This is a genomic window from Marisediminitalea lipolytica (assembly GCF_001758465.1).
Taxonomy (GTDB): Bacteria; Pseudomonadota; Gammaproteobacteria; order Enterobacterales; family Alteromonadaceae; genus Alteromonas; species Alteromonas lipolytica.
In genome coordinates this window covers 209,823-230,920 of record NZ_MJIC01000014.1, presented here as the reverse complement: position 1 = coordinate 230,920, position 21,098 = coordinate 209,823, and the positions used below count along the sequence as shown (strand labels likewise).

25 protein-coding genes are annotated in these 21,098 nt (G+C 48.3%); 16 read left to right on the top strand and 9 right to left on the bottom strand.

The features are described 5' to 3' along the window. Nucleotides 1-41 precede the first annotated feature (41 nt). Nucleotides 42-947 (top strand): LysR family transcriptional regulator, encoded by a 906-nt coding sequence (locus BFC17_RS12105; RefSeq protein WP_070176740.1) that lies wholly within the window; start codon nucleotides 42-44, stop codon nucleotides 945-947. Between the two features lie 56 nt (nucleotides 948-1,003). Here the strand turns inward: BFC17_RS12105 and BFC17_RS12100 are convergent, their stop codons facing one another. Together BFC17_RS12100 and zapE are read right to left on the bottom strand one after the other, a co-directional pair. After that, a complete protein-coding gene (locus BFC17_RS12100; RefSeq protein WP_070176739.1) occupies nucleotides 1,004-1,726 on the bottom strand; it encodes a YebC/PmpR family DNA-binding transcriptional regulator in 723 nt (240 codons plus the stop codon). Nucleotides 1,727-1,839: 113 nt separating this feature from the next. Next, nucleotides 1,840-2,940, bottom strand: a complete 1,101-nt coding sequence (gene zapE / locus BFC17_RS12095) for a cell division protein ZapE (RefSeq protein WP_070176738.1) — start codon at nucleotides 2,938-2,940, stop codon at nucleotides 1,840-1,842. Between the two features lie 425 nt (nucleotides 2,941-3,365). On the opposite strand from zapE, the gene BFC17_RS12090 reads away from it, so the two are divergent. The 4 genes from BFC17_RS12090 to BFC17_RS12075 all read left to right on the top strand — a co-directional run bounded on the left by BFC17_RS12090 (nucleotide 3,366) and on the right by BFC17_RS12075 (nucleotide 8,037). After that, a complete protein-coding gene (locus BFC17_RS12090) occupies nucleotides 3,366-3,806 on the top strand; it encodes a ZapG family protein (protein ID WP_070176737.1) in 441 nt (146 codons plus the stop codon). A gap of 80 nt (nucleotides 3,807-3,886) precedes the next feature. Then, nucleotides 3,887-5,254 carry a DegQ family serine endoprotease gene (locus tag BFC17_RS12085; protein WP_070176736.1) on the top strand — a complete coding sequence of 456 codons (1,368 nt, stop codon included), beginning with the start codon at nucleotides 3,887-3,889 and terminating at the stop codon, nucleotides 5,252-5,254. Between the two features lie 1,159 nt (nucleotides 5,255-6,413). Continuing rightward, nucleotides 6,414-7,484: a trypsin-like peptidase domain-containing protein gene (locus BFC17_RS12080; RefSeq protein ID WP_070176735.1), complete on the top strand. Its 1,071-nt coding sequence runs from the start codon at nucleotides 6,414-6,416 to the stop codon at nucleotides 7,482-7,484. A 79-nt stretch (nucleotides 7,485-7,563) separates the two neighbouring features. Then, a complete protein-coding gene (locus tag BFC17_RS12075; protein ID WP_070176734.1) occupies nucleotides 7,564-8,037 on the top strand; it encodes a hypothetical protein in 474 nt (157 codons plus the stop codon). 7 nt (nucleotides 8,038-8,044) lie between these two features. Here BFC17_RS12075 and murA read toward each other — a convergent pair whose 3' ends face one another. From murA to mlaF, 7 genes are all read right to left on the bottom strand, one after another. Beyond that, entirely contained in the window at nucleotides 8,045-9,307 is a 1,263-nt protein-coding gene (gene murA / locus BFC17_RS12070; protein WP_070176733.1) for a UDP-N-acetylglucosamine 1-carboxyvinyltransferase, read from the bottom strand. Nucleotides 9,308-9,325: 18 nt separating this feature from the next. Next, nucleotides 9,326-9,583, bottom strand: coding sequence for a BolA family protein (locus BFC17_RS12065; protein WP_070176732.1), 258 nt, complete (start codon nucleotides 9,581-9,583; stop codon nucleotides 9,326-9,328). Nucleotides 9,584-9,604: 21 nt separating this feature from the next. After that, entirely contained in the window at nucleotides 9,605-9,898 is a 294-nt protein-coding gene (locus tag BFC17_RS12060) for an STAS domain-containing protein (protein WP_070176731.1), read from the bottom strand. Next, the gene (locus BFC17_RS12055) at nucleotides 9,895-10,581 is read right to left on the bottom strand and encodes an MlaC/ttg2D family ABC transporter substrate-binding protein (RefSeq protein ID WP_229680945.1); all 687 of its coding nucleotides are present in this window, start codon (nucleotides 10,579-10,581) and stop codon (nucleotides 9,895-9,897) included. The genes BFC17_RS12060 and BFC17_RS12055 overlap by 4 nt, the downstream gene beginning before the upstream one ends. Nucleotides 10,582-10,643: 62 nt before the next feature. After that, complete coding sequence (gene mlaD / locus BFC17_RS12050; protein WP_070176730.1) at nucleotides 10,644-11,114, bottom strand: outer membrane lipid asymmetry maintenance protein MlaD; 471 nt, start codon at nucleotides 11,112-11,114, stop codon at nucleotides 10,644-10,646. Between the two features lie 13 nt (nucleotides 11,115-11,127). Further along, nucleotides 11,128-11,904 carry a lipid asymmetry maintenance ABC transporter permease subunit MlaE gene (mlaE, locus tag BFC17_RS12045; RefSeq protein WP_070176729.1) on the bottom strand — a complete coding sequence of 259 codons (777 nt, stop codon included), beginning with the start codon at nucleotides 11,902-11,904 and terminating at the stop codon, nucleotides 11,128-11,130. Next, nucleotides 11,901-12,701, bottom strand: coding sequence for a phospholipid ABC transporter ATP-binding protein MlaF (gene mlaF / locus BFC17_RS12040; RefSeq protein WP_070176728.1), 801 nt, complete (start codon nucleotides 12,699-12,701; stop codon nucleotides 11,901-11,903). Before mlaF ends, mlaE begins: the two co-directional genes overlap by 4 nt. Nucleotides 12,702-13,317: 616 nt before the next feature. On the opposite strand from mlaF, the gene BFC17_RS12035 reads away from it, so the two are divergent. The 11 genes from BFC17_RS12035 (at nucleotide 13,318) to BFC17_RS11985 (ending at nucleotide 21,096) form a co-directional block, all read left to right on the top strand. Next, entirely contained in the window at nucleotides 13,318-14,274 is a 957-nt protein-coding gene (locus BFC17_RS12035; protein WP_070177183.1) for a calcium/sodium antiporter, read from the top strand. Continuing rightward, on the top strand, nucleotides 14,274-15,260 hold the full coding sequence (locus tag BFC17_RS12030) for a KpsF/GutQ family sugar-phosphate isomerase (protein ID WP_070176727.1): 987 nt from the start codon (nucleotides 14,274-14,276) through the stop codon (nucleotides 15,258-15,260). The genes BFC17_RS12035 and BFC17_RS12030 overlap by 1 nt, the downstream gene beginning before the upstream one ends. Nucleotides 15,261-15,265: 5 nt before the next feature. Continuing rightward, nucleotides 15,266-15,814, top strand: coding sequence for a 3-deoxy-manno-octulosonate-8-phosphatase KdsC (gene kdsC, locus BFC17_RS12025; protein ID WP_083271751.1), 549 nt, complete (start codon nucleotides 15,266-15,268; stop codon nucleotides 15,812-15,814). Next, nucleotides 15,811-16,374, top strand: a complete 564-nt coding sequence (lptC, locus tag BFC17_RS12020) for an LPS export ABC transporter periplasmic protein LptC (protein ID WP_070176725.1) — start codon at nucleotides 15,811-15,813, stop codon at nucleotides 16,372-16,374. The genes kdsC and lptC overlap by 4 nt, the downstream gene beginning before the upstream one ends. Beyond that, nucleotides 16,343-16,903 (top strand): lipopolysaccharide transport periplasmic protein LptA, encoded by a 561-nt coding sequence (lptA, locus tag BFC17_RS12015; protein WP_070176724.1) that lies wholly within the window; start codon nucleotides 16,343-16,345, stop codon nucleotides 16,901-16,903. Before lptC ends, lptA begins: the two co-directional genes overlap by 32 nt. Further along, complete coding sequence (gene lptB / locus BFC17_RS12010) at nucleotides 16,900-17,625, top strand: LPS export ABC transporter ATP-binding protein (protein WP_070176723.1); 726 nt, start codon at nucleotides 16,900-16,902, stop codon at nucleotides 17,623-17,625. Before lptA ends, lptB begins: the two co-directional genes overlap by 4 nt. Before the next feature lie 67 nt (nucleotides 17,626-17,692). Continuing rightward, nucleotides 17,693-19,171: an RNA polymerase factor sigma-54 gene (locus BFC17_RS12005; RefSeq protein WP_070176722.1), complete on the top strand. Its 1,479-nt coding sequence runs from the start codon at nucleotides 17,693-17,695 to the stop codon at nucleotides 19,169-19,171. A 24-nt stretch (nucleotides 19,172-19,195) separates the two neighbouring features. Then, nucleotides 19,196-19,483: a ribosome hibernation promoting factor gene (gene hpf, locus BFC17_RS12000; RefSeq protein WP_070176721.1), complete on the top strand. Its 288-nt coding sequence runs from the start codon at nucleotides 19,196-19,198 to the stop codon at nucleotides 19,481-19,483. A gap of 13 nt (nucleotides 19,484-19,496) precedes the next feature. Further along, on the top strand, nucleotides 19,497-19,955 hold the full coding sequence (ptsN, locus tag BFC17_RS11995; RefSeq protein ID WP_070176720.1) for a PTS IIA-like nitrogen regulatory protein PtsN: 459 nt from the start codon (nucleotides 19,497-19,499) through the stop codon (nucleotides 19,953-19,955). Nucleotides 19,956-19,978: 23 nt separating this feature from the next. Then, nucleotides 19,979-20,824, top strand: a complete 846-nt coding sequence (gene rapZ, locus BFC17_RS11990; protein ID WP_070176719.1) for an RNase adapter RapZ — start codon at nucleotides 19,979-19,981, stop codon at nucleotides 20,822-20,824. Then, a complete protein-coding gene (locus BFC17_RS11985; protein ID WP_070176718.1) occupies nucleotides 20,824-21,096 on the top strand; it encodes an HPr family phosphocarrier protein in 273 nt (90 codons plus the stop codon). Before rapZ ends, BFC17_RS11985 begins: the two co-directional genes overlap by 1 nt. The last annotated feature ends 2 nt before the right edge of the window (nucleotides 21,097-21,098 follow it).

Genomic DNA, 21,098 nt, shown 5'->3' with positions numbered 1-21,098 from the left:
AGATACACTGTCGCATATAATGCAACAATAAAACTGCAATCATGGATAAACTTACGGCCATGCGTGCCTTTGTTGGCGTTGCCCGGTTAGGTAGCTTCGCCGCCGCAGCCCGCCATTCGGGGCTGTCTCGCTCGCAACTTAACCGGCAGGTACTCTGGCTGGAAGACAGTCTTGGGGTGAGCCTGTTTAACCGTACTACCCGTAAGGTGGATCTCACTCACGCCGGGCAGGCATACCTGGAAAACATTCTGCCGGTACTGGAGAGTCTTGACGATGCTGAATCTCAGTTACAACAAGATCAGCAAAGTCTCTCCGGCACCATAAAAATTAATGCCCCAATGTCTTTTGGCTTAACCCATCTTACGCCGGTGGTACTAAGGTTTATGCGTGAGTATCCACAAATTCAGGTGCAGCTGGCTCTATCTGACGAAAAGCGCGATCCCTTGTCTAATCAGTTTGATATGACCTTGCGTATTGGCCCGCCCGATACTAATCCGGCGCTGATTGAGCACGATATCACCTATACCTCGCGTTGCATTTGTGCTGCGCCGTCACTGCTGGAGCGCATTGGCGAACCACTCACTCCGGATGCATTAAAGGACATGCCCTGTCTGCATTATGGCAATCTGGTCCATGGCAATTTCTGGGATTTACAGTTTCAGAATAAAACCCATCGGACACGTATAAACGGTGTTTTAAGTTCTAACAACGGTGATGTGCTTAAGCAGGCTGCAATAGAAGGCATGGGGCTGGCGCTGTTACCCGCGTTTATTGTGGGCGAGGCTATTCGTAACGGCCAGCTTAAGCCGGTATTACTGGCCTGGCAGCCACCACCCTTGCTGATTTCGTTACTCTATGCGCCCAACCGGCACATGGCGATGCGCTTAAGCGTGTTTGTTAAATACATTCAGGCGGCCTTTGAACAAGCCGATTTTATGCTGGAATAATGACAAAAAAGCCCGCATTCGCGGGCTTCAATCTTATTTGGAACTAACTCTACCGATTAGTTTGGCGTGATGGCGTTGTGATAAACGTCCTGCACGTCGTCACAGTCGTTGAGCATTTCCATGAATTTTTCGAACATTGGCATGTCATCTTCACTGATTTCCACCTCGGTTTGTGGAATAAAGCTGATTTCTTCTGCTTCGAACTCCAGTTCCGGCTTGGCGTCGGTGAGTGCTGTTTTCACCTTGTAGAACTCGGTGTGTGGTGCGTAAACAGTAATCTTGCCGTCTTCACATTCTACTTCGGTTACGTCAACGTCTGCTTCCATCAGAATTTCCAGAATTTCGTCTTCATCGTCGCCGGCGAACACAAAAATTGCCTGATGTTCAAACATGTGAGATACCGCACCAGGCGCGCCAATTTTAGCGCCGGTTTTGGTAAAACAGTTACGTACGTCGGTGATAGTACGGTTGTTGTTGTCGGTCAGACAATCAACAATGACCATGCAGTTACCCGGGCCAAACCCTTCGTAACGCGCCGGAACAAAGTCTTCACCAGCACCGCCAGCGGCTTTATCTATGGCTTTTTCGATAACGTGGCTGGGTACCTGATCTTTTTTGGCTTTTTCCATTAGCCGCTTAAGCGACAGGTTAGTATCCGGATCCGGACCACCGTTTTTCGCGCATACGTAAATTTCTTTACCGTATTTTGAGTAAACCTTTGTCTTCGCACCGGCCGTTTTGGCCATGGCGTTTTTTCTTACTTCGAAAGCTCTTCCCATCTTTGGTATCTCTTCTCGTATCTTGCTTGGTCGTTGCGTACATTAACGGCAATAAATGCGGTAATAACGTTGTTCGCAGGGTTTGTGGCCCGAATTTTAACGACTTTTATCTGTTAAGGTAAGTGTTCTCTGCCCAAATATTCGTGAGACTGCATTTCCTGCAACCGGCTCAGGCAACGTTTAAACTCGAAGTTTAGCATGCCTTCGGTGTACAAGGCATCGAGAGCGACCTGTGCTGACATGATCAGCTTAACGTGTCGCTCATAAAACTCGTCCACCATGGCAATAAAGCGTCTGGCCACATCATCATTGCCTTGTCCCATCTGTTTAACATTGGCTAACAGCACAGTATGGTAGCAACGACTGAGTTCGATGTAATCTGACTGACTGCGCGGGCCTTCACAAAGTACTTTGAAGTCGATCATCAGAACGCTGTCTGAATCCCGAATGGTTTGCAAAGTACGGTGGTTGATTTCGATGGTCGCGTCTTTATCGCCTTCGCCATGGGCCAGTTGCACAAAATAATTATGCAGATTAACGGTAGCCTGGTCATCCAGCGGATAGTGGTAAATCTCAGCCTGTTGCAGGGTACGCAGTCGATAATCCACCCCACTGTCTACATTCACCACATTACAGTGCTTATTGATCAGCGCGATGGCCGGTAAAAAACGTGCCCGTTGCAGACCATTACGATAGAGCTCATCAGGCACGATGTTAGAAGTTGCCACCAACACAATTCCCCGGGCAAACAAGGCTTCCATCAGCGTCCCGAGGATCATGGCATCGGTAATATCGGATACAAAAAACTCATCAAAGCAAATAATACGGGTTTCACCGGCCAGCTTGGTGGCGATGATATCCAGCGGATCCTGTTTACCCCCAAGTAATTTGAGTTCTTCGTGGACCCGGTGCATAAAGCGGTGAAAGTGCACTCGCATTTTGTTTTCGAAGGGCAGGCACTGAAAAAACGTATCTACCAGATACGTTTTACCGCGGCCAACACCACCGTAAAAATAAATACCCTGTACTGTTTGTGGCGTGGGTTTGTTGCCAAACAGCGATTTAATTTTACCGGCCAGACCACCTTGTGATTCGGGCTGTTTAAGCAAATCTTCGTACAACCGCTGTAACTCACGGACGGCATTTTCCTGGGCTGGATCGTGTTTAAAATCCTCGCGTGTCAGGTCTTGCTGATATTTTTCCCACGGCGTCATCGCCTGTATTTCTCCTGTCGAGACTCAATCTTTATGTCGGGCTTAAGCAGAGCAACCGCCGGATATCGCATACATAAAAATGGATTTTATAACGTGCCAGCACTACGCAGTGCCTGGCGGCACTGTCTGGTAGGGCAAATTATGCCCTGAATGGCTTAGTATTATGCCTTAAATTTGCACTAACACCAACGCCAGCGCGCCGAAAGGCGCAATCTTTGCCTGGCAAAAAAACATTCCTTCCGGATAACTGGAGAAAAAGGCAACAGATGACACAATTTGCCACAATATGTCAGCGCAAAATACAATAGCTCTTGCTATAGTCTCAGTTATGCATACTATGCACTTACTGTCGATTTCTGGCAGCGGGAGTGAGACGATCCAGCCTGTCGTTTGATTTCCGGTTAACTGTAATATTGGAGAAAATAATGGAAGTGGTTATCCCTTTAGCAATGCTGGCAATCGGTTTGATTATTGGTTTTTTTGTTGCCCGCTATATGTACACCAAAGAAGGGGCCGTTAAAGCCAATCAAGCCGCAGAACAAGCGATTAAAGAACTGCTGGCGCAACAGTCACAACATCACATTTTTCAGGTTAAACAATCCATTGAGGCTATTGAAAAACAGTGTAATGCCCTTAAACAGGGAGTATCTGAATACGAAGAACTACTTGAAGCCACGGATTCAGACGCTGTACCAACCGTACCGTTTTTTGGCGAGCATACGACCGCCTATTTACGTAACAACCTGAAAGGTGCAGAAAAATCTAAACCTAACGCGAATAGTGACACCCAACCCCGGGATTTCGCTAATCAAAGTTCTGGGTTATTTGTCGGCAATACTGAACCATCTGCCGCAGAGAAAAAATAACTCACGGAACTTTTAAGGCAAACATATAGTCTGTGGGAAGGTAGTTGCGAAACGCAATGAGACTAGGAGTGTATGTGTCTATGAATAAGTCTTTTCGAAAGCTTGTGTTGGTATCAGCCATTGTTACCAGTACCCTTGGTATGTCGGTATCAACGCAGGCGGCTCTTCCTTTTTTTGGTGACAGTAAAAAAGAAGTGCCCACACTGGCCCCCATGCTTGAAGAAGCCATGCCAGCCGTTGTGAGTATTGCCGTGGAGGGAACCCAAACCTCGCGTCAGCAAGTCCCCGAGATGTTCCGTTATTTCTTTGGTGGTCCATCAGAGCAAATGCAGGAGCGCCCTTTCCGCGGTTTAGGCTCTGGTGTCATTATTGATGCTGATAAGGGCTATGTGGTAACCAATGCTCACGTGGTTGCTAACGCAGATGAGATTACCGTAAAACTCACCGATGGCCGCGAATTTACCGCGAAGAAACTCGGTGAAGACGAGCAAAGTGACGTTGCGTTACTTAAAATCGAACCTGACGACCTCACTGCCCTGCCCCTGGCAGACTCTGATAAAGCCCGGGTGGGGGATTTTGTGGTAGCCATTGGTAACCCCTTTGGTTTATCGCAAACCGTGACTTCGGGTATCGTTAGTGCCCTTGGCCGCTCTGGCTTAAACATCGGTGGGTACGAAGATTTTATTCAGACTGATGCGGCGATTAACCGCGGTAACTCCGGTGGCGCACTGGTTAACCTGCATGGTGAACTGGTAGGTATTAACACCGCTATCTTCGGCCCGAATGGCGGTAACGTGGGCATTGGCTTTGCCATTCCATCTAACATGATGAAAAACCTGGTTGATCAAATTGCCGAATTCGGTGAGGTACGCCGTGGTTTACTGGGTATTCTGGGCAACAATGTAGACCAGGGCCTGGCCGAGGCGATGAATTCCGAGTTTAACAAAGGCGCCTTTGTTAGCGAGGTTCAACCTGACTCAGCTGCGGCTAAAGGTGGTATTCAGGCAGGCGACATCATTATTGCCATTAACAATAAAGAGCTGCACAGCTTTGCCGAGTTACGTGCCAAGATAGCCAGTATGGGCGCGGGTGCCGAAGTTGAGCTGACCGTTATCCGTAAGGGTGAAAAGCTGAACCTTGACGTGGTACTGGATGATGCAACCAAGAACGAAGTCGTCGCTGAACAAATCCATGCCGCACTGCAGGGTGCAACGTTGATCAACGGCGCAGATGCCGACGGTAACGATGGTGTGCTGGTAAGCGAAGTGGCCGAAGGTTCGCCCGCAGCCCGCATTGGTTTGCGTGAAGAAGACGTTATCCTTGGCGTCGGTCGTCAGCGTGTAACCAACGTAATGGAGTTCCGCACTGCTATCGAAAACACCAAAGGTGTTATTGCTATGAACGTACGTCGTGGAAACGCTTCCCTGTACGTGGTGATTCGTCAGTAATGCGTTACAAGCTTTAAGCAAAGGCGACCAGTTGGTCGCCTTTTTTGTAGTACCGCTATCAGGCAAATAATTCACAACAGACTCAAACAAGACCGTCATTGCCGCCTCGCCTGCCATGTTAAAAGTTGTTTTGCCTGAGCCATACTGTTCTGGAGATACCGGATAGCTGCGATAGCAGCTTCCGGTAAGACGGAATAAAATACGGCTGTTTTCTGTGAAAATTCAGGCAAGACAGGTTTTATTAACAGCCCTCAAACAACACCGTCATACCGGCCTCCGAGCCGGTATCTCCTGAAAAGGCTACCCAGCCAAAAATAAACATTCACGTAAGCCATTCTGTTCTGGAGATACCGGACAGCTGCAAAAGCAGCTTCCGGCATGACGAGATAAATAAGCCAGCTATTTCCTGCGAACATGTGGCGAAGACAGAGATATCATCAGCCTTCAAACAACACCGTCATACCGGCCTCCGAGCCGGTATCTCCTGAAAAGGTTATCCAACTCCCAAAGGATACTTACGGAAGCTACGCTGTTCGGGAGATACCGGACAGCTGCAAAAGCAGCTTCCGGCATGACGAGATAAATAAGCCAGCTATTTCCTGCGAACATTCGGCGAAGACAGAGATATCATCAGCCTTCAAACAACACCGTCATACCGGCCTCCGAGCCGGTATCTCCTGAAAAGGCTACCTAGCCAAAAATAAACATTCACGTAAGCCATGCTGTTCTGGAGATACCGGATAGCTGCAAAAGCAGCTTCCGGCATGACGAGATAAATAAGCCAGCTATTTCCTGCGAACATTCGGCGAAGACAGAGATATCATCAGCCTTCAAACGACACCGTCATACCGGCCTCCGAGCCGGTATCTCCTTAAAAGGCTATCCAACTCCCAAAGGATACTTACGGAAGCTACGCTGTTCGGGAGATACCGGACAGCTGCAAAAGCAGCTTCCGGCATGACGAAATAAATAAGCCAGCTGTTCAGAAGATACCGGATAGCTGCAATAACAGCATCCGGTGTGACGGAATAAAAAATGTGGTTTTCCCGCTTGTTTAGCAAAACTACTTATATCCGCCATGGTGAAAATGGTATGCTTAACAAAATTGCAATGATAACTGGGTTGTGGCAGGCCCAACGTTAAATAAAATAGAATCAACGTGGCGAGCAGACAACTCTTTTCATTTCTTTTCCGTTCGATAATTTTAGGACTGGTAGTTGCGCTACTGATCCTGTTTTTGGTGCCTGATCTTCGTCAGGGAACCGGCTTTGGCGCCACCTGGTTTGCCGAAACGCCGCAAAGTGCAAAGCGGGAAACCTATTATCCCGCACTCAGCCGTTCTGCCCCGGCTGTCGTAAACATCTACAGTGTAAGCATCGAAAACAGTCCCAGTTATTACAACAATCAGGCCAGACAGCGCACAAGTCTTGGCTCTGGCGTTATCATGACCAAGTCGGGCTATATCCTGACATGCCATCACGTTATTAAGGATGCCAACAGTATTTTTGTGGCCCTGCAGGATAACCGCGTTGCCGAAGCGCAAATTGTTGGTACCGACAAACTGACTGATCTGGCGGTGTTAAAAGTGAACGAAGATAACCTGCATGTCATCCCCCAGCTTGATGAGCCGGATTTACGTGTAGGTGATGTCGTTATGGCAATTGGCAACCCATACAACCTGGGGCAAACAGTTACTCAGGGGATTGTCAGCCGCGCTGGCCGTAATGGTTTATCCAATAGTTATGTTGATTTTATCCAGACTGACGCTGTACTAAACCAGGGTAATTCAGGTGGTGCTTTGGTTGATAGCAACGGCTATCTGGTGGGGATCACCAATGCCAATTTTCAGGTCCGCGACGAGCGTCGTGGCGTTTATATTGTTGACGGTATTAACTTTGCCGTGCCTTACGAACTGGCTGTCAGAGTTATGGAAGACATTATTACCAACGGTAAGGTTACCCGCGGTCAGCTTGGTTTTATCGGCGAAGAAAAACGCAGTGGCCCTGGCATTGAGGTTAAGGCTGTAACGCCTAATTCGCCGGCCGCACAATCAGGGTTACGCCCCGGTGATATCATTATGTCTATCGACGGCATCCGCCTTGAAAGCGCCTCCAAAGCACTGGATATGATTGCCGAAACCGAACCTGGCACCGTACTTGAGTTGGAAGTCAGTCGCAATGCAAGCTTGTTTACCATGCAGGTAACGGTAGCAGAACTCCACCTTCAGTAAATATTTTAAAATAGTTGCGCTAATTTACGATTTGTCGCCTATCATAAAAAATACGGAAAAGCAGTTCTGGAGCGTTAACTTGGAAGACATTATCAGCAAGGTAGATTCCAGCCCGACCCTTAAATATGGTAGCTACACCATTCATCTCAGCGGCTCGCTGCTGCTATTATTTTTTCGCGGTACCTGGTCAGAAAAATGCGCCACTGATTACGCGCGGGATGTCTCGCGTTTTCGTAATGAGCATGGTTTGGAAAAGTTTGCGTCTATCGCGGTTATTTCTGACTGGCAGCTTGGCACACCCGGCGCAATCGAGACGGTATCTGAGGTAATTCGACGAGGCGGCGAAACCGGTATGGTGGCGCAGTTTTTACTGGCCGATGGCAGTAACAATTTATCGCTGCATATTGCCAGGCAAAATGTGGAAAAAGCGTTTCCCGGCACGATTACCGGTCAGCATCTGGCGGAGTTTATTCCCGAGCTCACTAAACACAATATTGAATTTAATGAGCAACGGGTTTTAGCGATTTTGCAAAGTAACGGATATTGCGGCTAAACCGGGCTTATTCGCTGACCCGGGCGACAACTGCACCTAAGCCACCCAGCTTATGCTCAATGGATTCATAGCCTCTGTCGAGATGGTAGATACGGCTGATATGGGTTTCGCCCTCGGCAACCAAACCGGCAATAATCAGACTCGCTGATGCTCTCAGATCAGTTGCCATTACCGGCGCCCCTTTGAGCACAGATTCGCCTTTGCTGACCGCACTGTTAGTCTCCAGCGCAATTTCAGCGCCCATTCTTTGCAATTCCGGCACATGCATAAAGCGATTTTCGAAAATAGTTTCGGTGATCACGCCGGTTCCTTTGGCTACCGCATTAAGTGCCACAAACTGGGCCTGCATATCGGTAGGAAATCCCGGATGTGGTGCGGTTTTCACCTTCACTGCCTGCAGCGGCGTGTTACGGCGATCCAATTCAATCCAGTCTTTACCTGTGGTGATTTCTGCCCCGGCTTGTTGCAGCTTGGATAACACCGCATCAAGTGTTTCTGGTGCTGCATTTACACACTTTATATGGCCACCAGTGACCGCGGCTGCAACCAGGTAAGTGCCGGTTTCGATGCGATCGGGTAAGACCGCATAATCGCAGCCATTCAGTGCCTCGACACCGTGGATACGAATTTTGTCGGTACCAGCGCCGGAAATTCGTGCTCCCATGCTATTAAGACAATTCGCCAGGTCGACGATCTCAGGTTCGCGGGCGGCATTTTCTATAATGGTTTCGCCTTCAGCCAGGGCTGCGGCCATCATCAGGTTTTCGGTTGCCCCGACACTAACGATATCCATAAAAATGCGAGCGCCTTGCAAACGGCCATCTACGCTGGCGCGCACATAACCTTCGTCTACGCTGATCACCGCGCCCATTTTTTCCAGCCCTTCAAGGTGAAGGTTGACCGGGCGGGCACCAATGGCGCAACCACCGGGTAAAGAGACATTGGCTTTGCCAAGCCTGGCCAGTAAGGGCCCCAAAACAAGGATAGAAGCACGCATGGTGCGCACTAAATCATAAGTTGCGGTGTCGCTGGTTAACTCGGCGGCATGCAACAATACGGTATTGATATCCTGCTGCTCTACGCCTACCCCTAAATCTTTTAACAAAGCTTTGGTGGTACTGATATCCTTTAAATTAGGTACATTGCTGTAGCGACATGGCTGCGCCGTAAGCAAGCTGGTCATCAATAGTGGCAGAGCGGCATTTTTGGCACCAGAAATAACCACCTCGCCACTCAGCGGCGGACTTTTTTTAATAATGAGTTTATCCACTGATGAATCCTGCGTGGTTTATTGCGGCAGATTAAACTGACGTTCGCGCTGCCAGTCTTTTTCAGTAAAAGTTTTAATAGAAACCGCGTGCATAGAACCATCGGCAATAAACGCATTCAGGGGAGCATAAACGGCTTGCTGACGCTTAACCCGGCTCATTTCGGCAAAGGCATCACTGACAGCAATAACCGTAAAGTGCGAACCTTCGCCCTTTACGTAAACTTCGGCAAGATCGAGCTTTTCTTTTAATAAACTTTCTATTTCTTTAGTGTCCATGACTCTCCAGCACTAAGGTGGTTAAGCGACGGGCAAAACGTCGTCGAGTTCGCTGATATTGGCCAATTTAAGCATTTTTTCCGGCAGGTTGCACAAGGTAATTTTAACCCCTTGCGCATTTGCATCGCGAATCGCATTTAAGGTCCAGGCAAGACCCGCGCTATCTACCCGCTCTACCGCCTTAAAATCGAACTCACAGTGACCTGTAGCACGCAGTCGCTGCTGTTGTTCAGCAGCCAGCGAGGCCCACCACTCCTGACTCAGGGTGTGGCGGTCCAGTGCACCAGTCAGTTCGATTGCTTGCTTGTCACTCACTCTTCACTACCTTGTTGTTTGGACTTACCATCCAGCGATTGCAACTGAATAGGCTTGGCAATGCGGTCGCGCATAATTTCAATCACTTTATCAATCCCCTCGGTACGCATTACCGGCTCATACTGCTTAATCTCGTTTTGCAGCATACTGATACCTTCTGCCACCATGTCATAGGCTTTCCAGTCGTCAGCTTTACCGCTCTTGCGTACTTTAAAGGCAACATCGATGTCCGGGCGTTCACCGTCACGAATCAGCGCTCGCACCGTAACATTTTTATCCCCCTCAAAATCCTTGGGCGGTGAAAAAATCACTTCCTGATCATCGTAGTAGCTTAGCGCCGCTGCATAAGTGGTCACCAGATACTGGCGAAACACACGGATATACTCAATCAGTGTTTCCTTACTGGTTTTCTTCATATCAAAGTGCTTACCCAGCACTTTAAAGGCGCTGTACTGATAATCAATGTAAGGCAGTAATTCCTGCTCCATAATTTCACGCAAAATTTCCGGATTCTTAGCGATGTCATCTTTCGCGGCCTTAATTCTTGCGAAGGTGTGATTACCCACCTGTTCCACCATTTTATAAGGATCCTGAGTGTTTACCTCGGGCAGTGATTCCTGTGCACTTACTGGCATCACGGCCATTAACAGTACGGTAAAAAATGCGGCTAATTTTGCTTTCAACTTCTATCTCCTAACCTGACAATTCACTGCGGTGTTTAACAACTAAGACCGGCAGACTGCCATTATTCTTCACTATTGCGGCTGAACAGAAACTGACCAATCAGTTCTTCCAGCACTAACGCTGAGCTGGTGTCTTCCACGTAGTCACCGTCAGCCAGGTTTTCAACCCCATCGATGGTAAATCCGGGTTCAAATCCGATATATTGCTCACCCAGTAAGCCAGAAGTCAGTATCGACGCCGAACTGGTTTCCGGGAATTCGTTGTACTCGCTCTGGATAGTTAACTCCACCACCGGGCTGTAATCATCCTTATCCAGTTTAATGCTGCTAACGCGACCTATGGTTACGCCACCCACTTTAACCGGCGAACGTACTTTTAAACCGCCAATGTTTTCAAATTTGGCATATAAGGTATAGGTGTCGCCGTCTGTCACCACGGTTTGATTCGCCACTTTAAGTGCCAGTAGCAACAGTGCTGCAACTGTCATCAGGACAAATACACCTACCATTAATTCCGTTTTATACCGATTCATCTCTCCTGCCCCCTTATTCAATACCAAACATCAGGGCGGTGAGCACGAAGTCCAACCCTAATACAGCCAATGACGAAAACACCACGGTTTGCGTGGTTGCCTGACTGATGCCTTCTGAGGTTGGCATCGAATCATAACCTTTAAATATGGCAATCCAGGTGACAACCAGGGCAAAAACAAGGCTTTTTATTACGCCATTCACTACGTCTTTGTCCCAATCTACCGTTGCCTGCATAATTGACCAGTAACTGCCGGCGTCTACGCCTAACCAGTCAACACCCACTAAATGTCCGCCTAAAATACCCACGGCAGAAAAAATCAGCGCCAGCATGGGCATGGCCATCATGCCAGCCCAAAAGCGCGGCGCTACTACCCGGCGCAGTGGATCCACCGCCATCATTTCCAGGCTGCTGAGCTGCTCTGTGGCTTTCATCAGACCGATTTCGGCAGTCAGTGCCGAACCAGCGCGACCGGCGAACAGTAATGCCGTAACCACCGGCCCTAATTCTCGCAGCAGGGATAAAGCCACCATCGGCCCCAGACTGCCTTCTGCACCGTAATCCGTCAGTATGGTATAGCCTTGCAACGCCATTACCATACCTATAAACAAGCCAGACACGATGATAATGGCCAGCGACTGCACACCTACCACATAAAGCTGGCGAATTGTCAGCGGAATGTTTTTCACACTCGGTGCGGCAACCAGCGCGCCAAATAACATTAATCCTGCGCGGCCTCCGGCTGCTACCCATTCCAGCGTATGGCGACCGGTTTGTTGTATCCAGTTCAATCGCTTTCTCCTAAAAATGCTGAGCGCAGATCTTCTGCCGGGTAATGAAATGGTACCGGACCATCGGCTTTCCCCTGCAGGAACTGTTGAACCAGTTCTGAGTCACTGTTTTTAATTTGTTCCGAGGTTCCTTCACCAATAACGCGCTGATCGGCAAGAATATAAATATAGTCGGCAATGGTCAGCACTTCGGTAACATCATGGGTAACCACAATGCTGGTAAGGTCTAACGCATCATTCAGTTCGCGGATCAGTTTTACCAGTACGCCCATGGATATAGGATCCTGTCCGGCAAAAGGTTCATCGTACATGATCAGGTCCGGATCCAGAGCAATTGCCCGGGCCAGTGCCGCACGGCGGGCCATACCACCAGACAGCTCACTGGGCATAAGGTGCGCAGCACCGCGTAATCCCACCGCCTGTAACTTAAGCGCAACAATGGTAGCGATAATGGACTCTGATAATTTGGTGTGTTCACGCAGCGGGAATGCCACGTTGTCAAACACACTCATATCGGTAAATAGTGCGCCACTCTGAAACAACATGCTCATGCGACGGCGGGTATGATAAAGGGATTTACGACTCATCGACGGAATCGACTCACCAGCAAAGGTAATGTCACCGCTGTCGGGGAGCAACTGGCCCCCGATTAATCTGAGCAGCGTGGTTTTACCTATGCCGCTGGGGCCCATAACCGCAGTAATTTTGCCTTTCGGTACACGCAGAGAAATCCCGTCATAAATAACGCGTTCCCCACGGGAAAAAGTCATATTTTTTACGTTGACTAAATAGTCCATATTACTTTGCATTTCCTGTGCTGGTCTGCCCTGTGCGGCAGGCCTGCTGAGTTGTCACCGGTTTATCTCTAACGGTCTCATTGTAAGCTGATTATCGTAAACCACCTAAACCGAAAAGGTTACAATTTATAACACAAGTGAAGTATATTAGTTTTTTATTATCCCGTTTTATATACCAATAATCCGTTATAATTACCTAATCGGATTATTCGATATTGTCGAATTAACCTCGTCAGGTAAATGCTTTGGCTGGCACCAATCACTAAATTGAAATACTACCATAGTATAAGAAAATAACATACATTCATGTAGGTATATTTAATAACCAGAACATCCCTAAATAATTAATAAAATAATCAAAAGGTTATTAAATCCGCTTTAAATTTTAACGTTATAAACTCCGACACTCTACACAAGCAATTGTTCCCTGACGATAGGACTTCAGCACACCTGCTTTACTCAATTGAGAGGTTTTCAACATCCATTCAGAGCACTAATCCGATTCATCATCAGTTGGTATTCCTGCTTTAATTGCTGCTGATTTCTAACATGCAAAACATAGGCATAGCATGCTTTTTTTGCGAGAATAAACCTTTACATGGATACAGGTTTTGCAGTGATATTACAGCTTGCTATTTTTCTGGCCGGACTCGCGGTACTTAGCTGGAGTGCAGACAAATTTGTTTATGGCGCCTCTGCTCTGGCCAAAAACGTGGGAATTTCTCCCATGATGATAGGGCTGACTATTGTGGCTATGGGCTCCTCTGCACCAGAAATAGTGGTATCCGCTATCGCTTCGTATAATGGTAATCCCAATACCGCAGTGGGCAATGCGTTGGGTTCCAACATCACCAACATTGCTCTGGTTCTTGGTATCACCGCACTGATTAAACCGTTATTGGTATCCTCTTCTACGTTAAAACGCGAATTCCCGCTGTTAGTCACTATTAATCTTGTGGCGGTGTATTTTTTGTTCGATGGTGAGCTATCGTTTGCCGAAGGGGTTGTTTTAGGCGTGTTATTTGTAGTCGTGCTGGCCGGCATGGCCTGGATGTCGTTACAAGTGGACAAAAGCGATCCGCTGATAGATGAGACCAACGACGAGATCCCCTCCTCCGTCCCCACAAGCCATGCCGCGTTTTGGATTATTACCGGCCTGGTACTATTGCCGGTAAGTGCCCAGTTTATGGTAGACTCCGCCGTTAATATCGCCCGGTACCTGGGAATGAGCGATCTGGTTATTGGTTTAACCATTATTGCGCTTGGCACCAGCCTGCCGGAATTAGCCGCCAGCGTTGCCGGTGTGCTTAAAGGTGAGGATGATCTGGCGCTGGGCAATGTGATTGGGTCAAACATCTTCAATTTGCTGGCCGTGTTAGGTATGCCCGGCTTAATTGCGCCAGGATTACTGGACGAAAATGCCGCCCATCGGGACGCACTGGTGATGCTGGGCCTGACCTTGCTATTATTAGTGTTTAGTTTTAATTTCCGCGGTACCCGACGTATCAACCGTGGTGAGGCAGCCGTGCTGCTTTGTTGCTATCTGGTTTATCTGTATTGGTTATTTGCCTAATGTCAAAGTCATCACAACAACAAGAATCTTACATCGAGTCAGCTCAGCGGGTTGTCCGCATCGAACAAGCCGCCATCGCCGCTCTGAGCGATCGCTTTGACGCGCAATTTATCCAGGCCTGTGAGCTGCTGAAAAACTGCCAGGGTAAAGTGGTGGTAAGCGGGATGGGCAAATCGGGCCATATTGGCAATAAAATTGCGGCAACCTTTGCTAGCACCGGTACTCCCGCCTTTTTTATGCATCCAGGCGAAGCCAACCACGGCGACCTGGGCATGCTCGGTAGCAACGATATATTGCTGGCCATTTCTAATTCGGGCGAAACCGGCGAATTAATTAATTTATTACCCGTGGTAAAACGGCTGAATGTGCCGGTGATTGCCATGACCAATCGTCCCGACAGTACGCTGGGCAAATACGCTGACGTCACTCTGGATATTGGTGTTGAGCAGGAAGCCTGCACCCTGGGACTAGCCCCGACCACCAGCACCACCGTAACCCTGGTTATGGGAGATGCGCTGGCGGTAGCGTTACTGGATGCCAACGGTTTTACCTCAGACGATTTTGCCCTGTCCCACCCCGGTGGCAGCCTGGGTCGCAAACTGTTACTTACAGTGGCCGATATCATGTTGAGCGGCGATGATATTCCACTGGTATCCAAACAGGCTACGGTGTCTGACGCCTTGCTGGAAGTCTCCCGCAAAGGGCTGGGATTAACCGGTATTGTTGATGACGAGCAAAAGCTGCTGGGCGTTTTCACCGATGGCGACCTGAGACGCCTGCTGGATGAACGGCTGGATATCCACAACACCCGCGTCGAACAGGTAATGACCAGAAACTGTAAAACTTCCCGTAGCGGAGAACTGGCGGTCGAAGCGCTTAATTTAATGGAACGATATAAAATTACTGCCCTGCTGGTAGTAGATGATAACCAGCGTCCTGTTGGCGCGTTTAATATGCATATGTTGCTCAAAGCCGGAGTGCTGTAATGACTATGGTTGCCACTTTATACACTGAACTCCCCTCTTCATTTTATGTTCAGCTAAAGCACATTAAACTGCTGGTCTGTGACGTGGATGGGGTGTTTTCTGATGGCCGTATTTATCTGGGTAATCAGGGCGAAGAGTTAAAAGCTTTTCATACCCGCGATGGTTATGGTGTAAAAGCACTCGTTAACGCCGGGATTCAGGTTGCCGTAATCACCGGCCGACGCTCAAAAATTGTGGCCGACAGAATGACCTCTTTACAGGTATCGCATATTATTCAGGGTGAAGAAAACAAAGCCGATGCGCTGCAAGCGCTAATGAGCGAGCTTGATCTGACGGCAGATCAGGTTGCCGCTGTGGGCGACGACATGCCGGATACCGGGATGTATCGTCACTGCGGGATAAAGATTGCAGTAAAAGATGCCCATCCTCAGGTGCTGCAGCAGGCTGACTGGATCACCACCTTACCCGGTGGTTTTGGTGCCGTGCGCGAAATTTGTGATACCTTGCTGCAAGCGAATAACGCTTTAAGTGGCATTTTAGGAGCCAGTGTATGAATAAAGTCGGCCTAAGTATTGCCAGCTTATTTATTCTTGCATCCTTGCTGTACATACCCACATTTATGTCTGAAGAGCCTTTGATCACACCCGACGAAGACATTCTGGCCATTACGCCATCATATAAAGCACGCAATCTTACCACCACATTGTACAATGAGTCCGGTCAGCGGGTGCACCAGGTGTTTTCGTCGACCATGGAAAACTATGAGCAACTGGGCTTTGTGTTATTTTCGGCCCCGCAGTACACCATTTACCAGGAATCCGGCGAACCGCCGTGGCAGGTGGTGGCCGATGAAGGCACGCTGTATGATAACAATATGATACAGTTAGAAAACAACGTTATTATTGTGAGTGAAAATCAGGCTGATTTTGTGCAGCGGGTAACCACCGATTACCTGGAAATTGATTTAGACGAACAAACCATGGTGTCTGACGCCAATGTGGAAATCTCGGGGCCTGACTTCCTAATTTTAAGTAACGGACTTCGCGCCAACCTACTGAATAAAACTTATGAGTTAAATCAACATGTACAAACGACTTATTCCCCTGCTAACTAGCCTTACCCTGGCAGTTTCGCCGGCGTTGGTATTGGCGGCCAAGTCAGACTTTAAAAAAGATATCGAAGTATTTTCTGAATCGCAGTTTCTGGATGGCAAAAATAAAAAGTCTATTCTGATTGATAACGTGCAGGTCACCCAGGGCACGCTAAGTATTCAGGCCGACCGCGTAGAAGTCGAAGCAGGCGGAGGTAAAGGCAAAGAAGTCTTTATTGCTACCGGCAAGCCGGCAGTTTACAGCCAGACGCTGGACGATGGCCGGGTAGTTGAAGCCCGCGCTTTTGAAATTCGTTACGAAGTGGCAAACCGTACTATTTCACTCAGTGGCGACGCCGAGCTTAATCAGAATACCAGTGTGGTTAAGGGCGAAACCATTGTTTACGACATGGATAAAGAACAGCTTAAAGCCACCGGCGATGGCAGTGGCGAAGGCCGCGTGCGCACCGTGTTTAGTTTTGAGGATATCGAATCAGTCCGCGAAGAAGCTGAGGAAAATCAGGACGACCAACAGGATAACGACAACGAATGACCACCCTGACTGCCAAACACTTAGCGAAGTCTTATAAGTCCCGGCAGGTTGTCAGGGATGTCAGCGTAGAAGTTTCTGCCGGTCAGATCGTAGGCCTGCTGGGTCCTAACGGTGCGGGCAAAACCACTACGTTTTACATGATTGTTGGCTTAGTTAGCCTGGATAAGGGGGATATTCGTATCGACGATATGGATTTAACCCGCCAGCCGATGCATGAGCGCGCGCGCAACGGTATCGGCTATTTACCCCAGGAAGCCTCTATTTTCAGAAAGTTAAGCGTTTTTGATAATATCATGGCAATATTACAAACTCGTAAAGACCTGACTGCGACGCAACGGCAAAATGAAGCCGATGCACTACTTGACGAATTTAATATTAACCATATACGTAATAGTACAGGGATGAGTTTATCGGGTGGTGAGCGCCGGCGGGTAGAAATTGCCCGGGCACTGGCCGCTAACCCTAAATTTATTTTGCTCGATGAACCCTTTGCAGGAGTTGACCCGATTTCGGTTAATGATATAAAGAAGATCATACAACACCTGCGCGATCGTGGTATTGGCATTCTGATTACAGACCACAACGTCAGAGAAACACTGGACGTGTGCGAAAAAGCCTATATTGTCAGCCAGGGCGAACTGATTGCCCAGGGCACCGCGGAACAGGTTTTAAGTAATCAAAAAGTGAAGGATGTATACCTGGGTGAGCAATTCAGGCTATAGTTAAGAACATCAGACAAACCTGTATTGTCTTTATTAACAATAAGCAAGGCGTTTAGAACAGAAGTAGATGAAACCATCTTTACAGCTCAAATTTAGTCAACAACTCACAATGACGCCACAATTGCAGCAGGCGATTAAACTGCTGCAACTTTCTACCCTGGATTTACAGCAGGAAATCCAGGAAGCGCTCGACTCTAATCCGCTGCTTGAAGTAGATGACTCAGGCGATCACGACGCCATTGAAAAAAGCAATCTGGACGCAGAAGCCGATGCGGCAGCCACTGCCAGCAGTGATACCCAGATGGACACCAACGAGGCGCTGGAAAAAAACGAGCTGCCTGACGAACTGCCTATCGACAGTACCTGGGATGAATATTACTCGGCCTCATCTGCCCCCGCACCGGGCCCGTCTTCCTCTGAAGATGAGCAGGTTTTCCAGGGCGAAACCACCGATAACATTCAGGACCATCTGTTGTGGCAAATGCGTCTGACTCCCTTCAGTGACATTGACCGGGCGATTGCTATTGCCATTATCGATTCTATCGACGAGTCAGGATATTTAACGGTTACAGTTGAAGATATCCTGCAGAGCGTCAATACTGAAGATATGGAAGAGCCGGTTGAGGTTGACGAAGTAGAATGCGTACTTAAACGCATTCAGATGTTCGACCCGATTGGTTCAGGCTCACGCACACCGCAGGAGTGCCTTCTGGTTCAGCTTAAACAATTTGCTCCGGATACCCCATGGTTAAACGAAGCGAAAATCCTGATTGAGGAATATGCCGATCTGCTGGGTAGCAAAGACTACCGAACGCTGATGCGTAAATCTCGTCTGAAAGAAGACGATTTGCGTGAAGCCATGCGGTTATTGCAAACCCTTAATCCTCGTCCGGGCAGTGCGCTGATCACGCAGGAGCCAGAGTATGTTATTCCGGATGTGTCGGTAACTAAGAAGAAAGGCCGTTGGATAGTAGAACTGAATCCCGACAGCCTGCCAAAATTAAGCGTAAATCAGCAATATGCTGCAATGAGCCGTCAGGCCCGTAACAGTTCTGATTCGCAATTTATCCGTTCGCATATGCAGGAAGCCAAATGGTTTATTAAGAGCCTGGAATCACGCAATGAAACACTGCTGAAAGTGGCTAACTGTATTGTGCAACAACAGATGGGCTTTTTTGAACACGGCCCGGAAATGATGAAACCAATGGTCCTCAATGACGTTGCCGAGATGGTGGATATGCATGAATCCACGATTTCGCGGGTGACCACACAAAAATACATGCATACCCCGCGCGGTATTTTTGAACTGAAGTATTTCTTCTCCAGTCACGTGGCCACTGAGTCAGGCGGAGAGTGTTCTTCTACAGCGATCCGCGCCTTAATAAAAAAACTGGTTGCCGCAGAGAAGCCCAGTAAACCACTAAGCGACAGCAAAATTGCTCAATTGTTGGCTGACCAAGGCATAAAAGTTGCCCGGCGAACAATAGCAAAATACCGGGAATCACTGTCGATTCCACCGTCTAACCAACGCAAGAGCCTGATTTAGGCCGAATTATAAGGAAGACGAACTATGCAAATTAATCTTACAGGTCATCACATCGAGATAACCGATTCTTTGCGTAATTATGTTGATACCAAGTTTAGTAAACTGGAACGTCATTTTGATCACATCTCAAATGTGCATGTGATCCTTAACGTGGAAAAACTCTCGCAGAAAGCAGAGGCCACGATGCACTTAAGCGGTGCCGAGGTTTTTGCCTCATCAGAAAACGAAGATATGTATGCCGCCATCGATAGCATGGTAGATAAATTGGATCGTCAGGTAATCAAGCATAAGGAAAAGCTCAAAAAACATTAGGCCACTAAACCTTATGAATATTGAAGCCTTAGTTAGCCTGGATCGCACTCAGTGTGCGGTCCAGTGCAACAGCAAAAAACGAATTTTAGAGATTATCAGCGACATTGCTGCGGACACTAATCCTGAAATTCAAAAAGAAGATGCGCTCAACGCGCTGCTAACCCGTGAAAAAATGGGCAGTACCGGTATTGGTAATGGTATTGCTTTACCCCACGGTCGACTGGCCAATTTGTCAAAAGTAACCGCCGTAGTGGTCACTACCACACCCGCAATTGCCTTTGACGCAATAGATGACAAACCCGTGGATATCTTTTTTGCTATTCTGGTGCCGGAAAATCAAACCGAGGGGCACTTACAAACCCTCGCCACAATCGCCGGCAAGCTCAGTCAAAAAGCCATTGTAAAAACTATTCGAGCCGCAACCACCAAGGAGCAGGTTATCGCCGCGTTATGCGACGAAGCCGCAAAATAGCCTGACAGGGAGTCTTAAAACCTATGAAGCTCATTATTATCAGCGGACGTTCTGGTTCGGGAAAATCTGTTGCCCTCAGGGCACTGGAAGATTTGGGCTATTATTGCGTTGATAATATCCCGGTAAACCTGCTCCCCACCCTGACCCACACCGTAGTTGATGAATACGATCAGGTGGCGGTGAGCATTGATGTGCGTAATTTACCCAAGGATCCTGACGAACTGGTTGAGATCCTGGATTATTTACCCTCATCCTGGTCAATGACCATTGTCTATTTAGACGCCAGCGACGATATGCTGGTAAAACGCTTTAGCGAAACCCGACGCCTGCATCCTTTAGCCAGACTGAATATTTCACTGGCCGACGCCATTCAGGCAGAAAAAGACCTGCTGGCGCCCATTGCCGAACGGGCTGATTTGTATATCGATACCGATCGCTTGTCTATCCATCAACTGGCAGAGCTGATTAGAGAGCGAATTTTAGGTAAAAAGAGTTCGCGCCTGGTGCTGGTGTTTGAGTCTTTTGGCTTTAAACACGGTATCCCGAAAGACGCCGATTACGTTTTTGACGTACGCTTTTTACCCAATCCCCACTGGGAGCCAGACTTAAAGCATTTAACCGGGCTGGACTCACCGGTAGAAGCCTTTTTAGGTTCGCAACCCATTGTCACCAAATTTATCTGGCAGATCCAAAATCTGCTGGATACCTGGATGCCACACCTGGAACGAAATAACCGCAGTTATGTGACCATTGCGATTGGTTGTACCGGTGGTCAGCACCGCTCGGTGTTTGTAGCACAGTCACTGGCTAAACTGTTTGCCGATAAACATCCGGATGTTCAAATTCGCCACCGTGAGTTGAATCGATAATGCGCGTAGAAAAAACCCTGACCATTGTTAATAAACTGGGCTTACACGCCCGGGCTGCCACCCAGCTGGTGCAATTAGCTAATCAGTTTGATGCCGAAATCACCCTGGTAAAAGGTGAAAAACAAGCCAACGCTAACAGTGTACTGGGATTAATGCTGATGGAAAGTCATCAGGGTGAGCAGGTTGATGTCATAAGCGAAGGCCCGGATGCCGAAGCGGCGATGGATGCGGTAGAGCAACTCATCGCCGGACGCTTTAACGAGACCGAGTAAAT

What these genes read in the sequence shown, in the direction of transcription:
- BFC17_RS12105 (WP_070176740.1), top strand. Translation starts at nt 42, where the DNA reads ATGGATAAACTTACGGCCATGCGTGCCTTTGTTGGCGTTGCCCGGTTA.
- BFC17_RS12100 (WP_070176739.1), bottom strand. Translation starts at nt 1,726, where the DNA reads ATGGGAAGAGCTTTCGAAGTAAGAAAAAACGCCATGGCCAAAACGGCC.
- zapE (WP_070176738.1), bottom strand. Translation starts at nt 2,940, where the DNA reads ATGACGCCGTGGGAAAAATATCAGCAAGACCTGACACGCGAGGATTTT.
- BFC17_RS12090 (WP_070176737.1), top strand. Translation starts at nt 3,366, where the DNA reads ATGGAAGTGGTTATCCCTTTAGCAATGCTGGCAATCGGTTTGATTATT.
- BFC17_RS12085 (WP_070176736.1), top strand. Translation starts at nt 3,887, where the DNA reads ATGAATAAGTCTTTTCGAAAGCTTGTGTTGGTATCAGCCATTGTTACC.
- BFC17_RS12065 (WP_070176732.1), bottom strand. Translation starts at nt 9,583, where the DNA reads ATGGACACTAAAGAAATAGAAAGTTTATTAAAAGAAAAGCTCGATCTT.
- mlaD (WP_070176730.1), bottom strand. Translation starts at nt 11,114, where the DNA reads ATGAATCGGTATAAAACGGAATTAATGGTAGGTGTATTTGTCCTGATG.
- mlaF (WP_070176728.1), bottom strand. Translation starts at nt 12,701, where the DNA reads ATGGACTATTTAGTCAACGTAAAAAATATGACTTTTTCCCGTGGGGAA.
- BFC17_RS12030 (WP_070176727.1), top strand. Translation starts at nt 14,274, where the DNA reads ATGTCAAAGTCATCACAACAACAAGAATCTTACATCGAGTCAGCTCAG.
- kdsC (WP_083271751.1), top strand. Translation starts at nt 15,266, where the DNA reads ATGGTTGCCACTTTATACACTGAACTCCCCTCTTCATTTTATGTTCAG.
- lptC (WP_070176725.1), top strand. Translation starts at nt 15,811, where the DNA reads ATGAATAAAGTCGGCCTAAGTATTGCCAGCTTATTTATTCTTGCATCC.
- lptA (WP_070176724.1), top strand. Translation starts at nt 16,343, where the DNA reads ATGTACAAACGACTTATTCCCCTGCTAACTAGCCTTACCCTGGCAGTT.
- lptB (WP_070176723.1), top strand. Translation starts at nt 16,900, where the DNA reads ATGACCACCCTGACTGCCAAACACTTAGCGAAGTCTTATAAGTCCCGG.
- BFC17_RS12005 (WP_070176722.1), top strand. Translation starts at nt 17,693, where the DNA reads ATGAAACCATCTTTACAGCTCAAATTTAGTCAACAACTCACAATGACG.
- hpf (WP_070176721.1), top strand. Translation starts at nt 19,196, where the DNA reads ATGCAAATTAATCTTACAGGTCATCACATCGAGATAACCGATTCTTTG.
- ptsN (WP_070176720.1), top strand. Translation starts at nt 19,497, where the DNA reads ATGAATATTGAAGCCTTAGTTAGCCTGGATCGCACTCAGTGTGCGGTC.
- rapZ (WP_070176719.1), top strand. Translation starts at nt 19,979, where the DNA reads ATGAAGCTCATTATTATCAGCGGACGTTCTGGTTCGGGAAAATCTGTT.
- BFC17_RS11985 (WP_070176718.1), top strand. Translation starts at nt 20,824, where the DNA reads ATGCGCGTAGAAAAAACCCTGACCATTGTTAATAAACTGGGCTTACAC.